At 69.3% G+C, this 25,260-nt stretch carries 20 protein-coding genes; 13 read left to right on the top strand and 7 right to left on the bottom strand.

Annotated elements, in window-relative coordinates; genetic code table 11:
- Window positions 1-16 precede the first annotated feature (16 nt).
- Together kynU and kynA are read left to right on the top strand one after the other, a co-directional pair.
- A complete protein-coding gene (gene kynU / locus ACSQ2H_RS12655; protein WP_436061743.1) occupies window positions 17-1,243 on the top strand; it encodes a kynureninase in 1,227 nt (408 codons plus the stop codon).
- A complete protein-coding gene (gene kynA, locus ACSQ2H_RS12650; RefSeq protein WP_436061742.1) occupies window positions 1,240-2,046 on the top strand; it encodes a tryptophan 2,3-dioxygenase in 807 nt (268 codons plus the stop codon). Before kynU ends, kynA begins: the two co-directional genes overlap by 4 nt.
- Here kynA and ACSQ2H_RS12645 read toward each other — a convergent pair.
- Window positions 2,043-2,429 (bottom strand): response regulator transcription factor, encoded by a 387-nt coding sequence (locus ACSQ2H_RS12645; protein ID WP_436061741.1) that lies wholly within the window; start codon window positions 2,427-2,429, stop codon window positions 2,043-2,045. The two genes, kynA and ACSQ2H_RS12645, sit on opposite strands and share 4 nt — an antisense overlap.
- Before the next feature lie 2 nt (window positions 2,430-2,431).
- Window positions 2,432-3,121 (bottom strand): alternative oxidase, encoded by a 690-nt coding sequence (locus ACSQ2H_RS12640; protein WP_436061740.1) that lies wholly within the window; start codon window positions 3,119-3,121, stop codon window positions 2,432-2,434.
- Window positions 3,122-3,314: 193 nt separating this feature from the next.
- Here ACSQ2H_RS12640 and ACSQ2H_RS12635 point away from each other — a divergent pair, with 193 nt between their 5' ends.
- A complete protein-coding gene (locus tag ACSQ2H_RS12635) occupies window positions 3,315-4,742 on the top strand; it encodes a PAS domain S-box protein (protein ID WP_436061739.1) in 1,428 nt (475 codons plus the stop codon).
- On the top strand, window positions 4,735-5,343 hold the full coding sequence (gene fixJ / locus ACSQ2H_RS12630; protein ID WP_436061738.1) for a response regulator FixJ: 609 nt from the start codon (window positions 4,735-4,737) through the stop codon (window positions 5,341-5,343). The genes ACSQ2H_RS12635 and fixJ overlap by 8 nt, the downstream gene beginning before the upstream one ends.
- 203 nt (window positions 5,344-5,546) lie before the next feature.
- Here the strand turns inward: fixJ and amaB are convergent, their stop codons facing one another.
- On the bottom strand, window positions 5,547-7,103 hold the full coding sequence (gene amaB, locus ACSQ2H_RS12625; protein ID WP_436061737.1) for an L-piperidine-6-carboxylate dehydrogenase: 1,557 nt from the start codon (window positions 7,101-7,103) through the stop codon (window positions 5,547-5,549).
- A 206-nt stretch (window positions 7,104-7,309) separates the two neighbouring features.
- Here amaB and ACSQ2H_RS12620 point away from each other — a divergent pair, with 206 nt between their 5' ends.
- The 8 genes from ACSQ2H_RS12620 (at window position 7,310) to ACSQ2H_RS12585 (ending at window position 17,505) form a co-directional block, all read left to right on the top strand.
- Window positions 7,310-7,789, top strand: a complete 480-nt coding sequence (locus tag ACSQ2H_RS12620) for an Lrp/AsnC family transcriptional regulator (protein ID WP_436061736.1) — start codon at window positions 7,310-7,312, stop codon at window positions 7,787-7,789.
- A gap of 175 nt (window positions 7,790-7,964) precedes the next feature.
- Window positions 7,965-9,026, top strand: a complete 1,062-nt coding sequence (locus ACSQ2H_RS12615) for a dipeptidase (RefSeq protein WP_436061735.1) — start codon at window positions 7,965-7,967, stop codon at window positions 9,024-9,026.
- 46 nt (window positions 9,027-9,072) lie between these two features.
- Entirely contained in the window at window positions 9,073-10,059 is a 987-nt protein-coding gene (locus ACSQ2H_RS12610; protein WP_436061734.1) for a tetratricopeptide repeat protein, read from the top strand.
- Window positions 10,060-10,112: 53 nt separating this feature from the next.
- Window positions 10,113-12,920, top strand: a complete 2,808-nt coding sequence (locus ACSQ2H_RS12605; RefSeq protein ID WP_436061733.1) for a TonB-dependent receptor domain-containing protein — start codon at window positions 10,113-10,115, stop codon at window positions 12,918-12,920.
- A gap of 177 nt (window positions 12,921-13,097) precedes the next feature.
- Window positions 13,098-14,051 carry a BadF/BadG/BcrA/BcrD ATPase family protein gene (locus tag ACSQ2H_RS12600; protein ID WP_436061732.1) on the top strand — a complete coding sequence of 318 codons (954 nt, stop codon included), beginning with the start codon at window positions 13,098-13,100 and terminating at the stop codon, window positions 14,049-14,051.
- A complete protein-coding gene (locus ACSQ2H_RS12595; protein WP_436061731.1) occupies window positions 14,051-15,322 on the top strand; it encodes a hypothetical protein in 1,272 nt (423 codons plus the stop codon). Before ACSQ2H_RS12600 ends, ACSQ2H_RS12595 begins: the two co-directional genes overlap by 1 nt.
- An 18-nt stretch (window positions 15,323-15,340) precedes the next feature.
- Window positions 15,341-16,186 (top strand): carbohydrate deacetylase, encoded by an 846-nt coding sequence (locus ACSQ2H_RS12590; protein ID WP_436061730.1) that lies wholly within the window; start codon window positions 15,341-15,343, stop codon window positions 16,184-16,186.
- Entirely contained in the window at window positions 16,183-17,505 is a 1,323-nt protein-coding gene (locus ACSQ2H_RS12585; protein WP_436061729.1) for an MFS transporter, read from the top strand. Before ACSQ2H_RS12590 ends, ACSQ2H_RS12585 begins: the two co-directional genes overlap by 4 nt.
- Here ACSQ2H_RS12585 and ACSQ2H_RS12580 read toward each other — a convergent pair.
- Both ACSQ2H_RS12580 and ACSQ2H_RS12575 read right to left on the bottom strand, forming a co-directional pair.
- On the bottom strand, window positions 17,502-18,818 hold the full coding sequence (locus tag ACSQ2H_RS12580; protein ID WP_436061728.1) for a sulfatase family protein: 1,317 nt from the start codon (window positions 18,816-18,818) through the stop codon (window positions 17,502-17,504). The two genes, ACSQ2H_RS12585 and ACSQ2H_RS12580, sit on opposite strands and share 4 nt — an antisense overlap.
- Before the next feature lie 2 nt (window positions 18,819-18,820).
- On the bottom strand, window positions 18,821-21,004 hold the full coding sequence (locus ACSQ2H_RS12575) for a TonB-dependent receptor (protein ID WP_436061727.1): 2,184 nt from the start codon (window positions 21,002-21,004) through the stop codon (window positions 18,821-18,823).
- A gap of 131 nt (window positions 21,005-21,135) precedes the next feature.
- Between ACSQ2H_RS12575 and ACSQ2H_RS12570 the strand changes: the two genes are divergently transcribed.
- Window positions 21,136-21,774, top strand: a complete 639-nt coding sequence (locus ACSQ2H_RS12570; RefSeq protein ID WP_436061726.1) for a TetR/AcrR family transcriptional regulator — start codon at window positions 21,136-21,138, stop codon at window positions 21,772-21,774.
- Here ACSQ2H_RS12570 and ACSQ2H_RS12565 read toward each other — a convergent pair.
- Both ACSQ2H_RS12565 and ACSQ2H_RS12560 read right to left on the bottom strand, forming a co-directional pair.
- On the bottom strand, window positions 21,771-23,762 hold the full coding sequence (locus tag ACSQ2H_RS12565) for an OPT family oligopeptide transporter (RefSeq protein ID WP_436061725.1): 1,992 nt from the start codon (window positions 23,760-23,762) through the stop codon (window positions 21,771-21,773). The two genes, ACSQ2H_RS12570 and ACSQ2H_RS12565, sit on opposite strands and share 4 nt — an antisense overlap.
- 67 nt (window positions 23,763-23,829) lie before the next feature.
- Window positions 23,830-25,041, bottom strand: coding sequence for an acyl-CoA dehydrogenase family protein (locus ACSQ2H_RS12560; RefSeq protein WP_436061724.1), 1,212 nt, complete (start codon window positions 25,039-25,041; stop codon window positions 23,830-23,832).
- Window positions 25,042-25,260: the final 219 nt, after the last annotated feature.

The following is a 25,260-nucleotide window of genomic DNA, read 5'->3' as shown; positions in this document are numbered from 1 at the left end:
CGGATAGAGCGGCGTCATGTTGAGCCGCAATGACTGTCTGGACCTCGACGCCCGCGATCCGCTCGCGGCGCGGCGCGAGTTGTTCGACCTGCCGGCCGGGGTGATCTACCTCGACGGCAATTCGCTGGGCGCGCTTCCCCGCAACGTTCGACCCCGCCTGGAGGCGGCGGTGCAGGACGAATGGGGCCGCGACCTGATCAAGAGCTGGAACACCGCCGACTGGATCAATCTGCCGTCGCGCGTCGGCGACCGGATCGCCCGGCTGATCGGGGCGGGGGCGGGCGAGGTGATCGCCGCGGACTCCACCTCGGTGAACCTCTTCAAGCTGGCCGCCGGAGCGCTGAAGGCGCGGCCGGGCCGCAAGGTCATCGTCACCGAGCCGGGCAACTTCCCGACCGACCTCTACATTCTTCAGGGCCTGCGCGACCTGCTGGGCGACGTCGAGCTGCGGGTGGTCGAGCGCGCGGACCTGGCGGCGGCGCTGGACGAGGACGTGGCCCTGCTGCTGCTGACCCACGTCCACTACAAGACCGGCGCGATCCACGACATGGCCGCCTTGACCGCCCGCGCCCACGCGGTCGGCGCTCTGGCTCTCTGGGACCTCAGCCACTCGGCCGGCGCGCTGGCGGTGGACCTCAACGGCTGCGGCGCGGACCTCGCGGTTGGCTGTGGCTACAAGTACCTGAACGGGGGGCCTGGCGCCCCGGCGTTCCTGTTTATCGCCAAGCACTTGCAGGCCGATTTTCAGACGCCGCTGACCGGCTGGATGGGTCACGCCGCGCCGTTCGCGTTCGGCGACGACTATGCGCCCGCGCCCGGCGTGCTGCGCGGCCTCTGCGGTACGCCTGCGGTGCTCGGCCTGACGGCGCTGGAGGCCTCGCTGGAGGCGTTCGACGGCGTCGATATGAGCCAGGTCCGCGCCAAGTCGATGGCCCTGGGCGACCTCTTCCTCGACCTGGTTCTTGAGCGTTGCGAAGGCTTTGACCTCGGATGCTCGCGCGACGCCGCGTCCCGCGGGAGCCAGGTCGCCCTGACCCACGAGAGCGGTTATGCGATCATGCAGGCCTTGATCGCTCGCGGCGTGATCGGCGACTTCCGGGCCCCCGACGTGCTGCGCTTCGGCTTCACCCCGCTCTATGTCCGCCACGTCGACGTCTGGGACGCGGCGGACATCATTTCCGACATCATGGCCCGCGGCGAGTGGCGGCAGGCCCGCTATCACGAGGTCTCGGCCGTCACATGAGCGAGAAGCTGCACACCCCGCCGGCGATGAGCTACGGCGACTATCTCGGCCTCGACACGCTGCTGGCCTCGCAGAAGCCGCGCTCGGACGAGCACGACGAGCTGCTGTTCATCATCATCCACCAGGCTTCCGAGCTGTGGCTGAAGCTGTCGCTGCACGAACTTCAGGGCGCCCGCGCGCACATCCGCGCCGACGACCTGGGGCCCGCCTTCAAGATGATCGCCCGGGTCAGCCGCATCCAGGGCCAGCTGATCCAGTCGTGGGACGTGCTCGGCACCATGACCCCCAGCGACTACCACGCCCTGCGGCCGCACCTGGGCCAGAGCTCGGGCTTCCAGTCGTTCCAGTACCGGATGCTGGAGTTCGTCATGGGAGCCAAGGACGCCTCGATGCTGCGCGTCCACGAGGGGACCGAGGTCCACGCCCCGCTGGTCGCCGCCCTGGCCGAGCCCAGCCTCTACGATGAGGCGATCGCCCTGCTGGCGCGTCGCGGCTTCGACATCCCGGCGGCGGTCTTGGACCGCGACTGGCGTCAGGCGCACGTCGCCGATCCGGCCGTCGAGGCGGCCTGGACCGCGGTCTATCGCGATCCGGATAAGTACTGGGATCTCTATGAGTTGGCCGAGAAACTTGTCGACCTGGAGTTCCGCTTCCAGCAGTGGCGCTTTGCGCACCTAAAGACCGTCGAGCGGATCATCGGCTTCAAGGGCGGCACCGGCGGCAGCGCCGGGGCGGCCTATCTGGCCAAGGCGCTGGAAGGCTCGTTCTTCCCCGAGCTGTTCAGGGTCCGGACCGTCCTCTAGGGCGGCGGCGGGGCGGTCAGCGCGCGGTTGATCGCTTCGCCCAGGGTCTCGGCCAGCAGCGGCTTTTCGACGATGTCGACCCCGGCGGCCTGGGCGCGGCTGCGCACCTGCGCGTTCGGATGGGTGGTGATCAGCAGCGCCGGCAACCGCACGGCCCGGCGCCGCAGCACCTCGACGAGTTCCAGCCCGTCCATTCCCGGCAGTTGCAGATCGACCACCAGACAGCCGTCCGCCGGGAGCCGCGGGCAGGCCGCGAGGCTCTCGGCGTCGGGGAAGGTCTCGACTTCGTAGCCGTCGATCTCCAGGGCGAACTTCAGCGCCGTGCGCACGGCCGGGTCGTCATCCACGAGGAGGAGCGGGGCGGGGCGCACGGCGGTTCCCATGGTCAGGCCGCGGCCTTCCAGGTCGGCTCGAGTTGCGCGTGCGGCGGGCAGGGGGCGACCGGGACCTGCGGCAGGCCGATCATCTCATTCGCGAAGCCGTGGTTCACGTCGCGATGGTGGGCTTCGTCGGCTCGCACCACCAGGACCACGTCGCGCAGGGTCGCGGTGTCGGGCAGACCCCAGTAGCGCTTGGCGATCTCCGGCGCGGGCACGTTCGGGCTGCGGCCTTCGTCGATCTCGGCGAGGTAGTGCGTGTAGCTGATCACCGCCTCTTCCTCGAAGTAGCCGACCACGCGGTGGGCGGTCTTGGCGGAGACGAGGTAGAGGCCGAAGAAGAACAGGTAGAACACCCACTGCACGGCCACGACGACGAACCGCTCGAACAGCGTCGGCTTGCTGACCTCGATGAAGGTCATCAGGTGCATGCGCTCGTTCTCGGCCTCGTCCATCAGGGTCTTGATCCACCCCTTGTCGTCGCACATGCGGCGCAGGCACTTCAGGTGGGTCAGGGTGGCGCCGACCATGCCGGGCACCGCCGCGACGGTCTCCAGGACCACGGCGCGGTGGCCGTAGCGCTTGGCGAAGAAGGTGTCGGCGCAGAAGCGCAGCAGCTTCACGAAGCCGAAGGCGACGCTGTCGGAAACGCCCTGCGGCTTGTGGTGGACGCTGGTGTCGACGAGGGGGGCGGTCATGTTCGGGCTCCTGCTCCGATGATGGCGAACAGGTACCCGTGCGGCGCCTTGGACAGAATCCGTGTCTTCCTCTTAAGGGGTATCCCCTAGCTTCGCCGCGCCCGCCGGTGCGATATCGGACAGGCGGCGCAACAGGTTCAAGGAAGGCCAGGTTCTGCAGTACGGCTCGTCCAACGTCTGGATCGGCGCGGCGGTGGCCATCCTCGCCACCCTGGCCGGCGTCGCCGCCCATGTCCTGCTGGCCCCGGTCGTCGGCGACCGCGTCGCCTTCCTGGTGTTCGTGCCGGCCGTCGTTCTGGCCTCGGCCCACTCGGGCCTCGCGCCCGGCGCGCTGGCGGCGATGCTCGGCGTCTGGTGCGGTCTCTTCCTGGCTCAGCGGCATGGACCGATCAGCGACGCCGACATCGCCAGCGCCATCGTCTTCGCCGGGGTCGCCGCGGCCATCGTCGTGGGCGGGGAGTCCTTCCAGCGCTCGCGGCGCGAGGCCGCCGCCGTCAACCGCGACCTGGCCGCGCGCGAGGCGCACCTCAGCTCGATCCTCGACACGGTCCCCGACGCCATGATCCTGATCGACGAGCAGGGGATCATGCAGTCGTTCTCCAGCGCCGCCGAGCACATGTTCGGCTGGACCGCGGCCGAGGCCATGGGGCGCAACGTCAGCCTGCTCATGCCCGCGCCGCACAAGGAGGCGCACGACGACTATCTCGAGCGCTACTACAAGACCCACGAGCGCCGGATCATCGGCCTGGGCCGCGTCGTCGTCGGTCTGCGCAAGGACGGCTCGACCTTCCCGATGGAGCTCTCGGTGGGCGAGATGCGCACCGCCGACGGCCGCTTCTTCACCGGCTTCGTCCGGGACCTGACCGAGCGCCAGCGCACCGAGGCGCGGCTCAAGGAACTGCAGTCGGAACTGGTGCACATCTCGCGCCTCACGGCCCTGGGCGAAATGGCCTCGGCCCTGGCGCACGAGCTGAACCAGCCGCTGTCGGCGATCGCCAACTATCTGCGCGGCTCAGTGCGCCTGCTCGCGAACGACCCGATCCCGCGCGAGCGGCTGAGCGAGGCGCTCGACAAGGCCAACGAGCAGACCCTACGCGCCGGCCAGATCATCCGCCGCCTGCGCGACTTCGTGGCCCGCGGCGAGACCGAGCGGCGGGTCGAGAGCCTGCCCAAGTTGATCGAGGAGGCCGGCGCCCTGGCCCTGGTCGGCGCCAAGGAACACGGCGTGCGGGTGGCCTTCGACCTCGACCCGGCGGTCAAGCACGTGCTGGCCGATAAGGTCCAGGTCCAGCAGGTCATCCTGAACCTGATCCGCAACGCCATCGACGCGATGGACGAGTCGCCCCGGCGCGAGCTGCAGATCATCACCCGGTCGGCGCCGGACGACCTGGCGCAGGTGACGGTGTCCGACACCGGTCCCGGCATCAGCCCCGAAGTGGCCGAACAGCTCTTCCAGCCTTTCATCACCACCAAGCGGCATGGCATGGGGGTCGGGCTCTCGATCTCGCGTACGATCGTCGAGGCGCACGGGGGCCGAATCTGGGTGGAGAACACGCCCGGCGGCGGGGCCACCTTCCATTTCACGCTGCGCAGCGTTGCGGACGAGGAACTCGATGGCTGACGAACTGGTGCATGTGATCGACGACGATCCGGCGGTTCGCGATTCCCTGGCTTTCCTGCTGGAGACCGCGAATCTCGCGCCGCGCACCTACGACTCGGCCGTGGCGTTCCTCGAAGCCCTGCCGGAGGTCACGAGCGGCTGCGTCGTCACCGACGTGCGAATGCCCGAAATGACCGGCATCGAGCTGGTGCGGCGGCTGAAGGGGCAGGGGTTCCGCCTGCCGATCGTGATGATCACCGGCCACGCGGACGTGCCGCTGGCGGTCGAGGCCATGAAAGCCGGCGTCGCCGACTTCATCGAAAAGCCGTTCGACGACGAGGTGCTGCTGGCTGCGATCGCCGCGGCGCTGCGCGACGGCGAGAAGGACCGCCAGGGCGCGGCCGAGGCGGCGCAGATCACCGCGCGCATGGACAGCCTGTCGGGCCGCGAGCGCGAGGTGCTGGGAGGTCTGGTGGCGGGCCACGCCAACAAGGTGATCGCCTTTGATCTGGGGATCAGCCCGCGCACCGTCGAGATCTATCGCGCCAACGTCATGACCAAGATGAAGGCGGCCAGCCTGTCGGAGCTGGTTCGTATGGCCATGCTCGCGGAGCGAGGCTAGCTCAGCGCTTCCCGCCGCCCGCCGCGCTCCAGATCGACACGCCGCCGAGCGTCAGCGCGAAAGCGGAAAACGAGACGACGACCATGGCCAGGTAGAGGGTGTCGAGCGACATTGGGTGGGCTCCTGTCTGATGAGCCCACGGTGACGCTATCAACCCCGCTGGAACATTCGTGAGTGCTCCTTAAGGGCTTCTACGGAAAGCCCTAGATCGGGAACTCGACCCCCTGCGCCAGCGGCAGGTCCGAGCCGTAGTTCACGGTCTGGGTCTGGCGGCGCATGTAGGCCTTCCAGGCGTCCGAGCCGGATTCGCGGCCGCCGCCGGTCTCCTTCTCGCCGCCGAACGCTCCGCCGATCTCCGCGCCGGAGGTGCCGAGGTTGACGTTGGCGATGCCGGTGTCGCTGCCCAGGGCGCTGGTGAACAGCTCGGCCTCGCGCAGGTCGTTGGTGAAGATCGAGGCCGACAGCCCTTGCGGCACGGCGTTGTTGCGCGCGATCGCGTCCGCGAGGTCGGTGTAGGGCAGCACGTAGAGGATCGGCGCGAAGGTCTCGGTCATCACGTTGGCGTCGGCGGCCGCATGCTCGACGATCGCCGGCTGGACGTAGAAGGCCTCGGGGTGCAGCTCGGCCAGCGCCCGGTCGCCGCCGGTGACCACCGCGCCCTGCGCCTGGGCTTCGTCCAGCGCCGCCTGCATGCCGTCGAAGGCCGCCCTGTCGATCAGCGGCCCGACCAGCACGCCGTCGTCGAAGGGATCGCCGATGCGCAGCGAGCCATAGGCCCGCTTCAGCCGGTCGACGAACTCGGCGCGGACGTTCTCGTGCACGAACAGCCGCCGGGTGGTGGTGCAGCGCTGGCCGGCGGTGCCGGCCGCGCCGAACACGACCGCGCGTAGGGCGAGATCCAGATTGGCGCTCGGTGCGACGATGACGGCGTTGTTGCCGCCCAGCTCCAGGATCGCCTTGCCGAAGCGGGCGGCCACGCGCGGGGCCAGCTCGCGGCCCATGCGGGTCGAGCCGGTGGCGCTGATCACCGCCAAGCGGCGGTCGTCGGCCAGGGCCTCGCCGGCCGCACGTGCGCCGATCACCACCTCCAGCAGGCCCTCCGGCGCTTCGTGGAAGTCCTGGGCGGCCAGCGCGAACAAGCTCTGGCAGGCCAGCGCCGTCAGCGGAGTCTTTTCGGACGGCTTCCAGACCACGCTGTCGCCGCAGACGATGGCCAGGGCCGCGTTCCAGGCCCAGACCGCCACCGGGAAGTTGAAGGCGCTGATCACCGCCACCGGCCCGGCCGGATGCCAGGTCTCGGCCATGCGGTGGCTGGGACGCTCCGAGGCGATGGTCAGGCCGTAGAGCTGACGCGACAGGCCGACGGCGAAGTCGCAGATGTCGATCATCTCCTGGACCTCGCCCAGGCTCTCGCTCAGCACCTTGCCGCATTCCAGCGTCACCAGCTGGGCCAGGTCGCGCTTGGCGGCGCGCAGGGTCTCGCCGAAGCGGCGGATAAGCTCGCCGCGGCGCGGGGCCGGAACCTGGCGCCAGGCTTCGAATGCACGCGCCGAACGGGCGATCTTGGCGTCGATCTCGGCCGCCGAATCGATCTTCAGCCGCGCCAGTACCGTCCCGTCCACCGGACTGGAGACCGCGAGGTCGCCGTCCGGCTGTTCACCGAGAAACGCCCGCAAAAACGCCGCACGGGCCGCTGGGCGGGCGATATCGACATTGGCGGGGATAGGAGCGTAAAGGGCTTGCGACGCGCCGTTGGACATGAACTCGATGATCCGGGATGTGGCGCGAACCGCGCCTCTTCTTGTCAGATTGCTTCTACATGCGGCGCATGGCTTTGCAAATTGCAAATAATTTGACCAAATCGTCACGTGTGATGGATCGCGCTTTTCCGTGATGGAAATAGCGGACTAGAAAGGACTCACGCGCGGACTCCGCGCATGAGGCACAGCAGGAACCCGGCCCCTTGATGACGACTCTCTCCAAGCGCGAACAGGAGCTGCTGCAGCTTCTCCGCGAAGATGCGCGCAAGAGCGTGACCGACCTGGCCAAGGAACTGGGGGTCAGCAGGCCCACCCTGCAGAACATGATGAAGAAGCTCGAGGAGGTGGCGATCAGCCGCTACACGGTCGAGCTGAAGCCGACCTTCGCCAATGCGCCGATCCGCGCCTACGTGCTGCTGAACCGCGAGCCTCGGAAATCCAACGAGATTCTCGACGTCATCATGAAGTTCCCGACGGTGCGCTACGTCTGCACCATCACCGGCGAATTCGACGTGATCGTCGAGCTGGAGGCCGGCCAGTACGAAGACCTCGAAGCGATTCTCCACGGCATCGAGCTGATCGACGGGGTGGTCCGCACCCAGACCTACATGGTGCTGTCCGAGAACTTTTCGCAGAAGGATCTGCCCTTCCTGCCCGCCAATCTGGTGGAGCCTGCCGGGAGGTAGCTTCCATATTGTCAGTTCGTTCCCTGCCAATCTTTACATTTCTGCATAACAAGCTTGCCAAAAGCGAAAGCCGCCCTTCTAATATGTAAAGAAGGTCGGGGCGTTCAGCTTACAGATTGCCGTCGGCGCCGCCTTCGACGGGACGCAGTGCGCGTCCAGCAGGGGGAGGGGCTCCATGGCGACGCGACGGGGATTGCTGCAGGCTGCGCTGGCGGGCGCGGCGTTCGCCTCCGCTCCGCGCGCCTTCGCCGCCGCCGAACCGGCCGTCGTGTTCGACGCCCTCGGCGAGATGCGCACCGTCTATACGCCCGAGCTGGTCGAGCAGATCCTGGCCAGCGGCACCCGCGCCATCGCGGTGACCATCACCGATCCCAAGGTCGAGGCCGACAAGTCCCTGGCCCAGACCAACGCCGACATCGACCTCTATGACCGCTACTACGACGGCCTGCCGGCGCAGTTCATCCGCACGATCAGGGCCGCCGACGTCGACCGCGCCGCCGCCGAGCGTAAGATCGCGGTCTTCTACAATCTGCAGAACTCGACGCCGGTCGAGGCCGATCCCGGCCAGATCGCGGTGCTGCGCGCTCGCGGCGTCACCTCGATCCAGCTGACCTACAACGACCTCAACCGTTCCGGCGCCGGCTGCTTCGTCGACGACGATCCGGGGATCACCCCGTTCGGCCGCGAGATGGTCGCGCGCCTGGAGGCCGAGCGCGTGCTCGTCGATCTCTCCCACGCGGGGATGAAGACGATGGCCGGCGCCGTCGAAGCCTCGAAGCGTCCACTGATCGTCTCTCACACCGCCTGCAAGGCGCTCTGGGACCATCGTCGCAACACCACCGACGCCAACATCCGCGCGGTCGCCGCCAAGGGCGGTCTGGTCGGCGTCACCCAGATCCGCACCTTCCTGACCCGCGAGAAGGCGAACAACCGTCACGCCTACTTCGACCACATCGACCACGCGGTGAAGGTGGCGGGGATCGAGCACGTCTGCATCGGCAGCGACCGCGACCATCGGGTGATCCCCGACACCGCCGAGGAACTGCGCATCCTGCTGCACGAGGAAGGCTCGCAGATCTCGGCCGACGACTGGCCGCTGTACCTCGACGGCATGAACGGCCCGCGCCGCATGGACGTGGTGCGCGAGGAGCTGCGCAAGCGCCGCTACAGCCAGGCGCAGATCGACAAGCTGATGGGAAACAACGTCCGCCGGCTCTACCGCGACGTGATCGGGTAGGCCGTCCCCCCGGGCGCATGTGTGTGATTATTTTGGGAGATTTTCGATGAGTGGTTTCAGGTTCGCTCTGGCGGGCGCGGCGGCGGCGATTGCGCTCGCAGCGGCGGGCGCGGCCAGCGCCCAGGCTGACAGCTATCAGGGCAAGGACCTGTTCGGGAACGCGCTCTACGCCAAGGGCCGCAATCCGGTGAACGTCGGTTCGGGCGACGACCTGCAGAAGGCGGCCGACGCCGCCAAGGTCGCCTACGAAGCCAACATGACCGTCGACAGCGCCACTTGGTACGCGCGCCTGCTCGGCTATCAGGGCCTGCCCAAGGACGCCATCGACGTCCTGACCGTCGCGCTGAAGAAGTATCCGGACGCGCCGAAGCTGCTGCGCCACCGCGCCCACCGCTACTTCAGCATCCGTGAGTTCGACAAGTCGATCGACGACGGCCTGCGCGCGGCCAAGCTCTATGAGAACAAGCCGCTCGAGCGCGAGAAGCTCGGCCCGTTCCCGGCCAGCCCGGACGTGGTCCAGTTCTACACCTACTACCACCTGGGTCAGGCCTACTTCGCCAAGCACGACTTCGACAACGCCGCCAAGTGGTTCCGCCGCGCCGGCGAGATCGGCGAGGGCACGGGCGGTCCGCCCGACGTCACCGCTTCGCTGTACTGGGAGTACCTGTCCCTGGCCCGTGGCACCCGCTACGCCGAAGCCAAGCAGCTGCTGAAGAACTACGACGTCGACCTGTACGACCTGCGGGACAATCCCGAGGGCAACAACTACTTCGACGGCATCCAGCTGTTCAAGAAGCTGCGCGACCCGCTCGACTTCTACTCCGAGCGCGACACCGGCAAGGCCTTCAGCAACTCCGACGGCATCAAGTCGTCCACCAGCTACAGCCTGGCCCAGTACTACATCCTCCGGGCCGAATACGACCTCGCCAAGCCGCACCTGCGCAAGGCGATGGAGATTTCGACCTGGTCGTTCTTCGCGCGGATCCAGGCCGAGTCGGACTGGGTGCTGCTGTTCGGCAACGAGAAGCCCTAAGGGCGCCGGCCGCCGGGGCGGCCACTACAAACAAAAAGACGGGGATTAGACAGATGCAGAACTACGGGCGTAGCGCCTTCTTGAAATGCGGCGTCGCCGCCATCGCCATCCTGGCGGCGGCGACGCCGGCCATGGCCCAGGACGCGGTCGAGGAGGTGGTCGTCACCGGCTCGCGGATCGCGCGCCAGGACCTGGTCTCTTCCAGCCCGGTGACCACGGTCTCGGGCGAGGACATCAAGGTGGTCGGTTCGGCCAGCGTCGAGGAGTACCTCAACACGCTGCCGCAGCTGGTCGCCGGCGCGACCAAGTCGACCAACGTGACGGGGCAGGCGGACGCCACGGCCAACCTCAACCTGCGCGGCCTGGGCGCCAAGCGCACCCTGGTGCTGGTCAACGGCAAGCGGTTCATGGCCTCGAACCAGCAGGGCATCGTCGACGTCAACAACATCCCGGCCTCGCTGGTCGAGCGGGTTGAAGTCGTCACCGGCGGCGCCTCGGCGGTCTACGGCTCGGACGCCATGGCCGGCGTCGTGAACTTCATCCTGAAGGACAAGTTCGACGGCCTGCAGGTCGAAGGCCAGTACGGCATCTCCGGCCAGGGCGACGCCCAGGACTGGTCGACCTCGCTGACCTTCGGCGCCTCGGGCGAGCGCGCCAGCGTCATGATGTACGTCAACTACGAGGACCGTGCGGCCCTGCGCGGCAACGAGCGTGAACTGTCGCGCTACTCGACCATCGACTCCAACGGCGTGTTCGTCCGCAGCGGCACCGCCGGCCGGGTCGGCGGCACGCTGATCGGCATCCCGACCCCGAACGGCACGGGCGGCTTCACCAACCGCGACTACGCGCTGGACAACCTGATCCCGCGCCCGTTCATCGCGGCGACGGACACCAACTACGAACTGCAGCAGGACTACGCGATCCAGACGCCGCTGCAGCGGACCAACGTCTACGGCCGCGGCACCTACGACTTCACCGACACGATCCAGGGCTACCTGGACTTCGGCTACAACAACGTGAAGTCCAGCGCGATCCTGGCCCGCACGGCCCCGAACATCCGCGAGACCACCAACGTCCCGGGCCTGCCGTACAACGCCTCCTTCGTCAGCCCGCAGATGGCGGCGCTGCTCGCCGCGCGCTCGAACCCGACCGCGCCGTTCGCGCTGCGCTTCGAGGCCCCGAGCCAGTTCCCGAAGCGTGAGATCGCCTTCGCCCGCGACCTCTACCGCGTGCTCGGCGGCTTCGAGGGCACCCTCGGCGACTGGAAGTGGGACGCCAGCTACAGCTACAGCCACCTGGCCACCACCGAAGTTCAGAAGGGCGACATCTCGCGCCGGATGTTCGTCGAGGCCTCGACCCCCAGCGCCACCGACCCGACCAAGTGCGCCAGCGGCAACCCGCGCTGCGTGCTGGTGACGAACCTCACCGACTGGTCGCCGGCCCTGGTCAACTTCCTGCGCGTCGACAACCTGTCGACCACCGAGCTGACCGAGAAGATCCTGCAGGCCAACATCTCCGGCTCGCCGTTCTCGCTGCCGGCCGGCGAAGTCGGCCTGGCCTTCGGCGCCGAGCACCGCTCGGTCGCCAGCTCGGACAACCCCGCGCCGGTGCTGCTGGACTTCGCCTCGGCGGGCTTCGGCGAACGCAACGCCACGGCCGGCGAGTACGACGTCACCGAGTTCTACGGTGAAGCCGTTGTCCCGCTGCTGGCCGGCATGACCGGCGTCGACTACCTCGGCCTGGAACTCGCCGCGCGTTATTCGGACTACTCCACCGCCGGCAAGGTCGAGACCTACAAGGCGGGCGGCGAATGGCGCATCAACAGCGATGTGCGCCTGCGCGCTCTCTATCAGCGTGCGGCGCGCGCGCCGAACATCGCCGAACTGTTCGGGGGCATGATCAACACCTACCCGGCGATGATCGACCCGTGCTCGCGCACGGCCAACCCGAGCGGCCAGGTGGCGGCGCTGTGCGTCGCCCAGGGCGTCCCGGCCTCGGCGATCGGCTCGTACCAGCAGAACGGCGCGGCGATCGAGGCGCGCCTGGTCTCGAACCAGAACCTGAAGGTGGAGACCTCCGACACCGTCACCATCGGCGCCGTGTGGACCCCCAGCTTCCTGCCGGGCTTCAACCTCACGCTCGACTACTTCGACATCAAGATCGATGACGCCATCGAGCGCCTGGGCGGCGGTCCGCAAGGGACGCTGGCCTCGTGCTTCGCCAGCAACGACGTGAACAGCGAGTTCTGCAAGACCTTCACCCGGTCGCGCTCGACCTACGAGATCATCGACTGGGGCGTGCCGCTGGCCAACGTCGCCAGCCTGCAGACCTCGGGCCTCGACATCGCCGCCAACTACGGCTGGACGATGGACAACTGGGGCATCGGCGGCGACCCGGCGCGCCTGCGCGCCTCGCTGTTCGTGACCTGGGTCGACAAGAACACCTTCCAGGCCAACGCCACGGCTCCGGTCGTCGACCGCGTCGGCACCGTCGGCGGCGACACGCCGGCGATCCCGGAATGGCGCTGGACCGGCCAGCTCAACTATTCGAGCAGCGGCCTGGAGCTGTCCTGGCAGACCGAGTTCCTGTCTTCGGTGAAGGATCGCAAGTACGCCAACGCGATCCTGGCCGGCTCGGCCAATCCGAAGGCCGGCATCGCCGCTCCGGAAGTCGACGCCTATTTCTACCACAACGTCCGCGCCGCCTATTCCTTCGACCGCTACACGGTCTCGGGCGGCGTCCGGAACCTGTTCGACAAGGAAGCCCCGCGGCTGTCCTCGCCGATCGAGGGCAACACCGATCCGAACACCTACGACGTGATCGGCCGCTACTTCTTCGTCGGCGTGCAGGCGAAGTTCTAAGTCTGAGAACCATTGGAGCGCTCCCGCTGCCCGGGGGCGCTCCAACTGGCGGCAGCCCCCCCGGCCGCCCCTGGAGCGACCGGCGCACCCCACGCGCCGGTCGCTTTATTTTTGCCTGTTGCGAAAAATCCTAGTGGTCGCTAGGAATCGCTGAGCGATCGCTAGGGAATGAGTGAATTGAGCAGGCGTCTCCTCATCGGGTTGGACAGCGGCGGCGCCAAGACGGCGGCCGTGCTCTGCGATGAGACGGGGCGCGTGCTCGCCCGTGTCCGCGACATCGGCGCGGCCATTGTCGGCTTGCCCGACCTGCGCTTCTACAAGGTCGTCGGCCGGGTGCTGGCGCGGCTGTGCGAGCAGGCGAAGGTGGCCCTGGCCGACGTCGAGCGCGTCGCCATCGGACTCAGCGGCGTCGACTATCCCGACGAGCAGGCCGAGCAGCACCGCCTGATCGCCGCCCGGTTCGGCCTCGAGGGCCGGCTGGAACTGGTCAACGACGGGCTGGTCGCGCTGTGGGGCGTCTCCCGCGCCGAGGCGGTCGCATTGTTCCAGCACGGCAGCGGCGTGACCACCGCCTATCGCAGCGCCTATGGCGGCGAGACAATCTACGACAGCCTGGACGTCGCCGAGGTCTTCGACGTCCGCCGCGCCGCCTTCGCCCAGACCGCCCGGATGATCGACGGCCGCGCCGAGCCGACCGAGCTCAAGGACCGGGTGCTGGCCCACTGCGCGGTGCCGGCCGAACGCTTCGCCGAATGGGCCTTCCGCGACGAGGCCGCGCGCGAGCGCCGCATGGCCGTCGCCCCCGTGGTCTTCGCCGCCTGGCAGGCCGGCGATCTCGCCGCCGCCGAGATGGTCGCCCGCGCCGCCGACGACTACGTGCTGACCATGCGGGTGATGGGCGAGCGGATCGGGGCCCCGTTCGAGGCCGCGTTCGGCGGCGGGGTCATCACCCAGGGCGGAACCGCCTTCCAGCTGCGGCTCGGCGAAATGCTCAGCCGCCAGTTGCCGGATGCGCGCCTGACCCCGGTGGCGCTGCCGCCGGAGCACGGCGCGGCGGTGTTCGCCGCCTTCCGCGCCGGCCTCGATCCCCAGCCGTTCTTCGCCAAGCTCGCCGAACTGGAGGCCGCCTGATGCGTCCCATCGTCCTTTGCATCGTCGGCGCGGGGGGCAGCTACACCCCGGAGATCGTCGAAGGCGTCCTCGACCGCCAGGGCCTGACGGTCGCCGAGATCAGCCTGACCGACAGCGATCCGCAGCGGCTCGCGGTCATGGCCGGCCTGACCCGCCGGATGGTGGCCGCCAAGGGCGCGAAGATCGCCGTCCGCGAAAGCTCCGACCTCGCACAGGCCGCCGCCGGGGCCGACTTCGTCGTCACCCAGATCCGGGTCGGGGGCATGGCCGCCCGCCAGCTCGATGAGACCATTCCCCTGCGCTACGGGGTGATCGGCCAGGAGACGACCGGCCCCGGCGGCATGTTCAAGGCGCTGCGGACCATCCCGGTGATGATCGACATCGCCCGGACGATCGCCGAGGTCGCGCCGAACGCCTTCATCCTCAACTACACCAACCCCAGCGGCATCGTGACCGAGGCGGTGCTGAACCACACCGACGCCAAGCTGCTCGGCCTTTGCTCGTCGATCCCGCTGCTCCAGCACCGCCTGCGCAAGATCCTCGCGCCGGTGCTCGGCGAGGTGCAGATCGCCAGCGTCGGCCTCAACCACCTGGGCTTCATTCACCAGATCACCGCCGGCGACGAAGACGTCACCGCCCGGGCCATCGCCCACCTGGCGGGCAGCTACACCGCCAACGACGCGCTGTTCGCCTCGGCCCTGAAGATCGCCCCGACCCTGGGCGCGATCCCGGTCGAGAAGTACGGCGACCTCTACTTCCATCGCCGGGGCGAGTTCGAGGCCATGATGCTGGCGGAGCGCACCCGCGCCCAGACGGTCATGGACATCGAGGCCGAGGTGCTGGCCGAGGCGGCCGACCCGGCCGTCGCCGCCAAGCCGCCGGCCCTGATCCGCCGGGGCGGGGAGGGCTACAGCGGCGTCACCTTCGACACCCTCGACGCCGTCCTCAACGACCGCGGCGCGCACATCGTGATGAGCGCGCTGAACAAGGGCGCGGTTGCGGGCCTGCCTGACAATGCCGCCGTCGAGACGGTCTGTCACGTTGACGCCGCCGGAGCGCGGGCGCTGCCCGTGGGCGAGATCCCGCTGGCCTATCGCGGCCTCGTCCAGGCGGTGAAGGCGCACGAGAGCCTGACCGTCCAGGCGGCGGTGACCCGCAGCCGCGACGTGGCCCTTCAGGCGCTGCTGGCCCACCCGCTGGTCGGCGACATCGATATCGCCGCGCCGATGCTCGACGAGATGCTCGCCGCACACGGCCTGAACTACCAATAACGTCCGGGGAGGGACGCCATGGAGCCTGCGAAGAGTCTGGTCGAGCGCCTCGGCTACGGCGCCGACGAGCGGCTGCTGATCATCAACTGCGACGACGTCGGCTCCAGCCACGCCGCCAATCTCGGCTGCTACGAGGCGATGACCCAGGGCGTCGCGACCAGCGGCACGCTGATGGTGCCATGCGCCTGGGCGCGCGAGGCGGTGGACATGTTCTCCGATCTCGACCTCGGGGTGCACCTGACCCTGACGGCCGAGTATCCCGGCTATCGCTGGCGCTCGCTGACCGGCGGCCGTTCGCTGCACGACGCCGACGGCTTCCTGCCCTCGACCGCCGCGGCCGTGTTCGCCCGCGCCCAGATCGACGAGGTCCGGGCCGAGTGCCGGGCCCAGATCGAACAGGCGCTGGCCTGGGGCGTCGACATCACCCACCTCGACTCGCACATGGGCGCCAACCAGATCGACCAGCGCTTCATCGAGGTCTACGTCCAGCTGGCGCAGGAGTACGACCTGCCGCTGCGGATGCTGGGCCCGAAGCTCGAGGCGCATCTCGGCGTCTCGGGCCGCCGGCTGGCCGCCGACGCCGGCCTGGTCTGCAACGACGAGTTCGTCTCCGAGTGGGGCCGCCCGACCGGCGAACTGCTGCAGGCGGCGCTGCCGCGGCTGGCGGCCGGCGTCGCCGAGGTCAACGTCCATCCGGTGCTCGATGGACCCGAGCTGCGCGGCTACGACAAGAAGGAGCCGCTGATCCGCATCGACGACCACGCGGTGACCATGGATCCGGCCACCCGCGGCTTCCTCGATGCGCAGGGCTTCCGGATGATCAGCTTCCGTCCCTTGCGGGACCTGCAGCGCGCCGCCGCGTGAGCGAGGCGCGGCGGGTTCGCGCGGCCTACGGGCTCGGCTGCTTCGGCACCGACCTCTACTGGCACGGCACGAGCTTCTTCCTGCTGTTCTATTACACCGACGTGCTCGGGCTCCCGAGCGCGACGGCCGGGCTGGTGTTCGGCGCGGCGATGATCTGGGACGGCCTGATCGACCCGCTCATGGGTCTCCTCGCCAGCCGCACCCGCACCCGCTGGGGGCGCTATCGGCCCTACATCCTGCTCGGCGCCGCACCGCTGGCGGGCGCCTACGCGCTGATGTTCGTGCAGCCGTTCCTGAACGTGCCCTGGCCGCTGGCCTTCGCGCTGCTGGCCCAGATGCTGTTCCGCACCGCGTATACGGCGGTCTCGATCCCCTACGGCTCGCTCTCGGCGGCGATCACCACCAGCGCCGACGAGCGCAACATGCTGGCGACCTTCAAGGTCTGGGGCGGGGCGCTGGCCGCCCTGGCCGTGGCCCTCGGCAGCCAGCCGTTCGTCGCCCTCTGGCCGAGCCCGCAGGTCGGCTGGCTGATGCTCGCCCTGCTGGTCGGGGCGGCGTCCTCGGCGGCCTTCGTCGTCATGTTCCTGCGCACCCGCGAGCAGCCGCCCGGCGACGAGGCGCCGCCCGCCTTCGGCACGATGCTGCGGGCCCTGCTTGAAAACCGGCCGTTCCTGATCCTGCTGGCGGCCATCGTGGCGGTGAATGTCGCCACCGTGATCAGCGGCAAGGTCACGGTCTACTACTTCACCTACTACCTCCAACGGCCCGACCTGACCGGCCCCGGCCTGGCGATCCAGATCGCCGCGGTGATGCTGCTGACCCCGGTCTGGAGCTGGGTCGGCCGGCGCTGGTCCAAGCGCGTCGCCTGGCTCTGCGGCGCAGGTCTCGCCACCGCCGGCCTGGCGGGGCTCTACGCCTATGGCGGCAAGGATCCGGCTGTGGTCATGACCATCCTCGGCCTCGTCCAGATCGGCGGCGCGGCGATCCCGATCACCATGTGGTCGCTGATCCCGGACACCGTCGAGGTCGGCGAGTGGAAGACCGGCGCGCGGGTCGAGGGCGCGGTGTTCGGCGTCGTCACCCTCGGCCAGAAGGTGGCGCTCGGCCTCGGCATCGGCCTGACCGGCGTGCTGCTGCAGGCCTCCGACTACGTCGCCGGCGCGGTGCAGGGGCCCCAGACCCTGCGCGGCCTGCACCTGATGATGACCGTGCCCTCGATGCTCGGCTTCGCGGTCTCGGCGGCGATCATGTGGTTCTACGTCCTGGACGGGCGGCTGCACGGCCGCATCGTCCGCGCCCTGGAGCGCCGCGCCGCCTAGGGCTTGCGCCGGCCCTTGGCCAGCGGCCCGAACTCGGCGCGGGCCCGTGCGACCCGGGCTCTCATGTCGGCCAGAACCTCGGCGTGCGCGCTGGCGACATTGTAGGTCTCGCCCGGATCGGCGCTGAGGTCGAACAGCAGCCCGTAGTCATAGGCGTCCAGCGGCAGCTCGCCCTCGCGATAGTAGGAGCGCGTGACGTACTTCCAGCGCCCGACCCGCACCCCGGCCACGTCCTCGTTGTTGAAGAACAGCAGCTCCTCGTGCGGCGAGACTGCGCCCTTCCGGCGCAGAATGTCGGACACGTCCCGGCCGTCCAGCTGCGCCGCCGGCGGGGGCCGCCCCGTCCAGGCCGCCAGGGTCGGCATCAGGTCGATGTTCATGCTGGGCGCGTCGCTGACCAGGCCTGCGGGGATGGTCCCCGGCTGGCGGGCGATGAACGGCACGCGGAAGCCGCCCTCCCAGCCGCCGCCGCCCTTGCGGTCGCGCCAGGGGCCGCTGGAGCCCTCGAACCAGGGGCCGTTGTCGGAGGTGACGATCACCAGGGTGTCGCGCTCCAGGCCCAGCGCCTTCAGCCTGTCGAGCAGTCGCCCGATCCCGGCGTCCATCTCCTCGACCACGTCGCCATAGGCCCCGGCCGCCGATCGTCCGGCGAACTGCGGCGGCGGCTCCAGCGGATAGTGCGGCGCGGTCAGCGCCAGCATCAGGAAGAACGGCCGGCCGCGGCTCTCCTCGATGAAGGCCAACCCGCGCTCGAAGAACCGCTCGGTGAGCTGCGGCGAGTCGACCGTCTCTGAGGCCAGCGTCCCGCCGGGGCCGCGGCTGTCGTAGAGCGCCAGCGGCTTCATGTCGTGCGAGTAGGGCAGGCCGAAGAACTGATCGAAGCCCTGCACGGTCGGCGGCCAGTACGGCCCCGCGTGCCCGAGGTGCCACTTGCCGACCAGCGCGGTGGCGTAGTCGGGCTTCAGCATCTCGGCCAGGGTGATCTCGGACGGCGGCAGGCCGTGGGTGTCGCCCTGGCGGATGACGTCGTAGCCGAGCCCGGTGCGGATCGGGTAGCGGCCGGTCAGCATCCCAGCCCGCGAAGGCGTGCAGATGTTGGCGCTGGAATAGGCGCTGGTCAGCCGCGCGCCCTCCCGCGCCATGCGGTCCAGGTTCGGCGTGCGGATCGCCGTGGCGCCATAGGCCCCGACATCGCCCCAGCCCAGGTCGTCGGCCAGGACCAGGACGATGTTGGGCGCCCGCCGCGGTCCCGCCGCCGCCCCGAAGGGCAGGGCGCTGGCGGCGGCGCCGATCAGGAGGTCGCGGCGGCGCATCGTCAGAACGCCGCGGTGACCTCGAGGCCGTAGGTCTGCGGCTCGCCGCGCTCGACGAACCGGGTGCCCAGGAAGTCGGCGGTGCGGTTGGTCAGATAGTCGTCGTCGGTGATGTTCGCGCCCCACAGGCTGACGGCCCAGCGGCTGTCGATGTGGGTCAGGGTCACCCGCGCGTTGACGATGTTGCGGGCGTCGAGCACCTGGTTGGCCAGGTTCTCCTGGCCCGCATAGGTGCGCGAGCGGTAGGCGTACTGGCCGAACAGGGTCAGCTCCGAGCCCATCGAGGGCAGGTCGATGGTGTACTGGGCCGAGGCGCTGCCCGACCACTTCGGCGAGAACGGCAGCTCGTTGCCGGTCGCGTCGCTGCCGGCCGCCCCGCCGCCTTTGAAGTCGTCGAAGGTGGCGTCCATATAGGCCGCGTCCAGGGTCAGCCGCAGGCCGGCGATCGGCAGCGCCTCGACGCTGAGCTCCGCGCCCTCGGTGTGCACCTTGGCGGCGTTGGACAGCTGGATGACCGTGATCCCGCCGGGGAACTGCACGAAGCGGTTGATCTGGTAGTCGTCGTAGTCGGCGATGAACGCGGCCAGGTTCAGGCGCAGGCGCCGGTCGAACAGCTCGGTCTTGGCCCCGATCTCGTACGACTGGACCGTCTCGGTGTCGAAGGCGAAGTCGGCGCGGCCGTCGTTGTTGAGGTCGCGGACCTGGTTGCGGTTGAGGAAGTCGATGTTCCAGCCGCCGCTTTTGAAGCCGGTCGAGTACTTGGCGTAGACGTTGACGTCTTCGCTCGCCTTGAAGGTCACGCCCACGCTCGGCGTGAAGCGGTTCTCGTCGGCCTCGTCGCGGAAGTTGTTCAGGGTGGCGATGCCCACCAGGCCGCTGTTGGAGCCGTCGAGGTTGAACAGCAGCTTGCGCTTCTCGCTCGTGTAGCGGCCGCCGGCGTTCAGGATGAAGCGCTCGGTGATGTCGAAGTCCAGCGAGCCGAAGGCGGCGTACGACGTGGTCTCGATGCTGGCCGACGACGGCGTGTTCGAGTTCGGCGGGATGCCGAGGCCGAGCGCCCCGACCATCGGACCCCAGGCGGCGACACGGTCGGTGTCGGCGTCCTCCCTCAACAGGAAGGTCCCGGCCACGTAGCGCAGCCGGCCCTCGTTCGGCGAGGCCAGGCGCAGCTCCTGCGTCCACTGCTTGAATTCGTCCTGGTAGAGCGTGTGCAGGAAGTCGATCGGGCTGTAGTCGTTGTCGGCCTGGATCGCCTGCTTGCTCATCCGGTAGGCGGTGATCGAGGTGATCGTCGACCCGCCGGCCAGCTCATAGTTGATGTTCAGGGCCGCGCCGCCGGTCTCGGCGTGCTTGAAGCGCGGGGTGTTGGTGTTGACCACCCAGGGCGCGGGCGCGTTCGGATCGGTGGTCCCGCCGCCGGTCAGGTTGGACACCGCCTCCGGACCGCCGCGGAACGAGTGGTCGCGCATGTAGTCGGCGCTGACGTCGATGGTCAGGTCTTCGTTGGGCAGGAAGCGGACCGCCGCCCGATAGGACTGCGAATCCAGCGACCCCATCATAGTGTCGCCGCTGAACAGGTTGCGCGTGAAGCCGTCGCGGCGTTCCAGCCCGACCGAGGCCTTGGCCAGCACCTTGTCGGCGACGATCGGCAGGTCGGCGCGCAGGCCGAAGCTGCCGTAATTCGCGTTGCCGGCGCCCAGGATCAGCTCGCCGCCGAACTCGTAGCCCGGCGCGCGGGTGATGATGTTGGCCGCGCCCGAGACGCTGTTGCGCCCGAACAGGTGGCCCTGCGGCCCGCGCAGCACCTCGACGCGGTCGATGTCGAGCAGGCTCTGATTGAGCGAGGCGACCTGGCCGATATAGACGCCGTCCAGATAAACCCCGGCGCGGCCGCCGAAGCCGATGTTGCGGCCGCCGCCGCCGACGCCGCGGATGTAGACCGTGCCGTTGGCCTTCTCGACGCTGAAGTTCGGCGCGACGGCGGTCAGGTCCGACAGCTTGGTGGCGTGCAGCTGGTCGACCCGGTCCTGCCCGATGGCGCTGACCGCGATCGGCACCTCCTGCAGGTTCTCGGTGCGCTTCTGGGCGGTGACCACCACCTCGTCGAGCGCGACGTCCTGGGCGGCGGCCGTCTCGGCGGCGCCCATCGCGGCCAGAGCCGCGCCGGCAAGCAGAAATCTACGCATGGATCCCCTCCCTAGAGCGGCGCGGACATGCGGCTCCACCCCGGAAACCGACCGCGCACTAGAATTCTTGTAATCACTAGGTATTGGCCAACAGCTAGCAGGCGCTAGGTTTCCGTGCAAGGTTCATTTGGATGACCACGACGCGTGCCCCCGCCCAGACCGCCAGCGCTCCTGGAACCCGTCAGCCGCGGGGCAGGGCCCGCCGGGCGGCGGTGCTGGAGGCCGCGCGGCGGCTGTTTGCGAGTCAGGGGTTCAAGGGCTCCAGCCTGGCGGCGATCGCCCAGGAGGCCGGCATCACCGACGCCGGGCTGCTCTATCATTTCCCGACCAAGAACGCCTTGCTGCTGGCGGTGATCGCCGAGGGCGACCGCGAGCAGGACGAGGCCCTGGAAAAGGTCCGCGACGTCCAGGGGCTGCCGCTGCTCGAACGCATGGCCGAGTTCGGCGCCGACCTGGAGGCCGATCCGATCCTGACCGCGCTGGACGTGACGCTGTCGGCCGAAAACCTCTCGGGCGAGACCGAGATCAACGCCTACTTCGTCGGCCGCTACGACCGCTTCCGGGCCATGCTGACCCAGGCCTTCGAGGAGGCGCGCCGCGCCGGCGATCTGGTCGGCGACTTCGACCCGGCGGTTGAGGCGGCGAACATGACCGCGGTGCTCGACGGCCTGCGCCTGCAATGGCTGCTCAGCGACGGGGCCGTGTCGATGTCCGGCGGCATGCGCGCCTATGTGGCCGGCGTGATCGCCCGGCTGTCGCCCCGCTCCTAGGCCGCTTCCGGCGGCAGCTTGCGGGCCCGCGCTTCGGTCCAGAGATAGAGGCACAGGATCGTCAGCGCGACGACGCCGGCCCCGGCCCACATTGTCTGTTCGGGGAACGCCTCGGGGGCCACGGCGATGGGCGAGGGATTGTTGGTCGCCACGATCAGCCCGGCCAGCGCCACGTTGAACAGGCTCTCGCCGACGATGAAGCCTGAGGCCAGCAGCACGCCCAGCCGCTGGGCCGCAGCCCCATGCGGCTTGCGGCTGACCCAGCGGTCATAGATCCAGCCGACTACGGCCCCCAGCACGACCGGCAGCGTCACCGCCGCCGGCAGATAGATGGCGATCCCAACGCCCAGCGGCGGCAGGCTGTACTTGCCGGTCCGCCGCAGCAGCTCGTCGACGACGACCAGCACGACGCCCAGCGCCACGCCGACGCCGATATAGATCCACGGCAGGTCGCCCTGGATCACGCCCTTGGCCAGGGTCGAGATCAGCACCGCCTGCGGCGCGGCCAGCGGCTGGTCCGAGATGGCGTGGAGGTTCGGCGCGCCGGCGAAGCCGAACGCCTTGTTGAGGATGTCGAGGATCGGCGGGATCACGCAGGCGCCGGCGACGACGCCGACGATCAGCGCGGCCTGCTGCTTCCAGGGCGTGGCGCCGACCAGCTGGCCGGTCTTCAGGTCCTGCAGGTTGTCGTTGGCGATGGTCGCGACGTTGAGCAGCACCGCGGTCACGAACAGGGCGTAGGCGACGAGGGCGGCGTGGCCGGTCGGGCCGACGGTGTTCGCGGCCAGCAGCACCAGCAGCAGCGAAGCGCCCAGCACCGAGAGGATGGCGAGCCCCGAGACCGGGCTGTTGGACGAGCCGATCAGCCCGGCCATGTAGCCGCAGACCGCCGCCACCAGGAACCCGGCGATCACGACATAGAGCACCCCGCCGGCGATCAGCGGCCAGATCACGCTCTCCAGCGGGCCGGCGCTCAGGAAGCTGTAGAGCAGCACCGCCAGCGGCGGCAGGCTGCCCAGGATCACCGCCCCGACGATCCAGATCGGCATGTCGCGCTCGGTCAGCGGCAGGTCGGCGCCCTTGCCGGCGGCGCGCAGGCCTGAGGCGCGGATCGCCCCGGCCAGGCCGATCCAGACCGGGCCGGCCAGCTTGGCCAGCGTCCAGATCGCCGCCGCGCCGATCGCGCCGGCGCCGATGAAGCGCACGTTCGGGGCCCAGGCGGCCTGGGCGATCTCGGCCGCGGTTCCGGTCGCGGCCGGGTTCAGGTGGGTCATGATCGGCACCGCCACGCCCCAGGCGATGATCGTGCCGACCAGCATGGCGACTCCGACCGCAACGCCCATCAGGTGGCCGGCGCCGATCAGCGCCAGCTGCAGGCCTCCGGCCAGTCCGGTGGCGGTGGTGGGGGTGGGGCGGAACCAGACCGCGATCTCGCCGGCCAGGGCGCGCATGCCGACCGCGGCGGAGATGGCGGCCGAGCCCAGCGATCCGACGACCACGGCGGCCAGCCCGGCCTTGGCCTCGGCCCCGCCGGACGAGTCGCGCGACCCCGAGCCGACCTTCAGCACCTCGGCCGCGGCGCGGCCTTCGGGGTAGGGCAGGTCGGAATTGGTCACCAGGGCCCGGCGCAGCGGGATCGTGTACATCACCCCCAGGACCCCGCCGATCACGCAGATCCAGAACGAGGTCCAGAACGGGAAGCCCGTCCACCAGCCGACCATCACCAGGCCGGGCAGTACGAAGATGATCGACGACAGCGTCCCGGCGGCCGAGGCCACCGTCTGGACGATGTTGTTTTCCCAGATGGTCGAGGTCTTCAGGCCCCGCAGGATCACCATCGAGATGACCGCCGCGGGGATCGACGAGGCGAAGGTCAACCCGACCCGCAGGCCGAGATAGACGTTGGCGGCGGTGAACACGACCGTGATCAGGCAGCCCAGGGCCAGGCCCCGCAGCGTCAGTTCGACCCGCTTGTCGCCCGTGGCCATTCCCGAATCCCCCGGCGCGCCGTGTTCGGATCAGTTGTGACCCAACACGGGCGCCCCCGCCAGGGGATCAGGCCGACTGGGTGTTGTCGGGCAGCCCCAGGATCCGCTTGGAGATGATGTTGTTCTGGATCTCGGACGAGCCGCCGTAGATCGACATCGCCTTGCCGCCCAGCCAGCTGCGGACCGTCTCGATCTCGTCCTTGCTGAAGGCCTCGCCCTCCCAGCCCAGGCCCTGGTGCCCCATGATTTCGACGGTCAGTTCGGCCCGGGTCTGGGCGACGTTGGTGGCCGAGTTCTTGAGCACCGAGGCGGCGTTGGTCGCCCCCGACGCGCCCTTCGATTCGGCCGCCGCGCGCGCCAGGGTCAGCCGGTGGATCTGGGCGTCCATCAGGTGCCGGGTCAGCCGCGTGCGCAGGTCGGTGTCGGCGATGCGGCCGTCGGCGTCGAGCTCGAGATAGCGCTTGGCGATGTCCTGCATCGGCGTCGCCCGCGGGCCGTTCGCCGCGCCGGTCTGGCTGGCGCGCTCGTGCTGCAGCAGCCGCTTGCCGACCGTCCAGCCGACGTTGAGCTCGCCCAGCACCGCGTCCTTCTCGGCGCGGGCGTCGTTGAAGAAGGTCTCGCAGAACGGCGAGGCGCCGGCGATCAGCGCGATCGGCCGCGTCTCGATGGCGTCCTGCTGCATGTCGATCAGCATGAAGGTGATGCCGTCATGCTTCTTGGCCTTGGAGTCGGTCCGCACGAGCGCGCCGCACCACTGCGAATACTGCGCCCCCGAGGTCCAGGTCTTCTGGCCCGTGATCGTCCAGTGGTCGCCGGCGTCGGTCGCCTTGGTCTGCAGCGAGGCCAGGTCCGAGCCGGCGTTGGGCTCGGAATAGCCTACGCACCAGCGGATCTCGCCGCGCACGATCGGCGGGATGTGCTTGCGCTTCTGCTCCTCGGTTCCGTAGTCGAGGATCGTCGGGCCGACCATGGTCACGCCCATGCCGAAAGTCAGCGGGTTGAAGGCGCCGATCTTGGCCATCTCCTGCTGCAGCACGCGGGCCTGCTGGCCGCTCAGGCCGCCGCCGCCGTACTCGGTCGGCCAGGTCGGGGTGCCCCAGCCCTTTTCGCCGATGCGCTGCATCCAGAGCAGGACGTCGCCCTCGGGCTTCTCGCCTTCCATGAGGGCGGCTGCGACGCCGGGCTTGCCGCGTAGCGAGGCCGGGAAGTTCTCTTCCAGCCAGGCGCGGGCCTCGGTGCGGAATTCCTCGAGTCCCAGTTCGCTTCCGAAGTCAGCCATGTCCAATCCTCCGCTCGTTGCGGACAAACTATTGGCTGGCGCAGGCGCGGCAAGGCGCCCGTCGCGTAACCCTGCGCAGATTTCCGCCGGCGGGGGCGGAAATCGCAGGTCAATTGTCGTGCGAACTACAGAACGATGGCGTTGCGGTAGGAACGAGACCGGCTAGGGGGCGTTTCCAGGCGGTCCCTGACGCAGATTCCACGGCTGCATGTCACGGAT

It is taken from the genome of Phenylobacterium sp. LjRoot97 (assembly GCF_964254345.1).
In the GTDB taxonomy this organism is placed as follows: Bacteria; Pseudomonadota; Alphaproteobacteria; order Caulobacterales; family Caulobacteraceae; genus Phenylobacterium.
The sequence above is the reverse complement of the archived record's forward strand: the minus strand, read 5'-3'. Positions and strand labels throughout refer to the sequence as shown.